Origin of the sequence: Victivallis vadensis (assembly GCF_003096415.1) — a bacterium.
Lineage (GTDB): Bacteria > Verrucomicrobiota > Lentisphaeria > Victivallales > Victivallaceae > Victivallis > Victivallis vadensis.
In genome coordinates, this window is record NZ_QEKH01000077.1 from 1 (window position 1) to 1705 (window position 1705).

The window sequence follows — 1705 nt, forward strand, 5'->3', positions numbered from 1 at the left end:
TTCAAGTTTTCCTGTTTTTTTGAACTGCTCCCGCGAATCGAGAGAAGTTCCTGAATTTATTGTGCCGACCTTGATTGAAAAAAACACGAATTTTTTTGGCTGACCGGGGAAGCGCCAAGGACGGACTAAAATTGCGACTCCCCGCTCAAAAATCAATTTTAAGCCTGATTCCTGCCCTCCTGAGGCGCACTTGTCGCCGTTTTTGTCATTTTTGGTGAAAATTTTGGTTTCATCGCTCACAGGCCCCTCTCCGTGTGTCAAATTTCCAACGTAAGTCGTTGATTATCAATGCCTGAAATGGCAACTCCAAAAGTCGATTGTGCTATATTACCACAGATCGCAACCAACTGGAGGAAACAGTGATGAAATTCAACGAATTGCTCGGTAAGGCAACCAACGAAATCCCATTTTATCGTCAACCCATTTTCCAAATCATCATCATCGGACTTGTCGCCGGAGTTCAACCCGGAAGAATCAGCTCGATATTCCGGTGTTTTTCCAATTTCATTCCAAGCCATTTCACGCTCAAACGGTTTTACAATTTCATCAATTCCGGAAAAATCCCGTGGCGCAAACTTTGGGATGCGTTGCTCCTCGAACTCGGCGATCCGTCTGTTGACGGGCGTATTCTTCTGGCGCTTGACGACGAGCTCAGCCCGAAAACCGGGAAAAAGATTCAGGATTGCGCAACTCATTTCGATCATGCCGCCAAAATGAACTCGGCCAAATACATCTGGGGAAACTGCCGAGTCATAGTCGGGCTGCTTCGCTTTATCCACCACCGCTGGGCATTCCTGCCCCTCGCACAGGGGCTTTACAAGCCTCTCGCAAAAAAGGTCAAATCCAGCGCCAAGTTGCCGTATGCGGAATGGCTCAAGACCAAATCCGGCATCGCCGCCCAACGGATCATCGGCATTGCCGGAAAGTTCACGCAGAACAGCATCCTTATCGTTTCCGATTCCTGGTTTTGTTCCGCTCCGCTCATCAAAGAAGTCCGGGCGCATATTTCCGGCTCCGTTCATATCCTGTCCAGGCTGCGGGTTTCCGCAGCCATTTTCGATCTTCCCGGCCCGCGCGTAAAAAAGCGCGGGCGTGCTCCCAGGTATGGGAAAAGACTCCCGAACGTCAGAGAACTTTCCTCTCAACTCCGAAATCAGGCGCGGACTGCTGAAATTCATGTGTACGGTAAGGAACGCGAGATCTCTTTTTCCGAGATCATCTGCATGTCCAAAGCATTGAAATGCCGGGTCAAAGTCATCTTCGTTTACTACCGCAACTTTGCTTTCCCGTTGGTCACGACCGATCTTTCGCTCCCTGCCGAACGGATGATCGAATATTATTCCGCCAGATGGAAAATCGAAAGCGGATTCAAGGAAATCAAGCACGAAATCGGCTCTCTTGATTCTCAGTGCCGCAACTTGTCCGCCGTCGATAACCATTTCCAACTTTGCCTTTTCGCTACTTCCATTGCCTGGGTTTACGCTTCCAAACTTCCACTCGCGCCGCCTCGAAGACATCCGACACGCCGATCCAATGCCTTTGCTTTCGCCGACATTCGCAGGAAAATCGCTTCCGAAATTTCCTCGAGTGACATTTTTGCAGGGTGTTGCAGAAAATCTTTCAGCTCCCACGGATTTTCTGCTTGCTTTTCCATTTTCTCCGTTGTATAGTACTTCTCATTGAACCAGTTTCAGGAAAACTTTAG

Annotated in this window: 2 protein-coding genes; one reads left to right on the forward strand and one right to left on the reverse strand. The window is 48.9% G+C overall.

The genetic code is table 11. The features are described 5' to 3' along the window. A partial coding sequence (locus tag C8D82_RS20425; RefSeq protein ID WP_133245329.1) for a hypothetical protein occupies window positions 1-240 on the reverse strand: 240 nt, incomplete at its 3' end. A 122-nt stretch (window positions 241-362) separates the two neighbouring features. Here C8D82_RS20425 and C8D82_RS22455 point away from each other — a divergent pair. Beyond that, window positions 363-1670 (forward strand): IS701 family transposase, encoded by a 1308-nt coding sequence (locus C8D82_RS22455; RefSeq protein WP_116886139.1) that lies wholly within the window; start codon window positions 363-365, stop codon window positions 1668-1670. The last annotated feature ends 35 nt before the right edge of the window (window positions 1671-1705 follow it).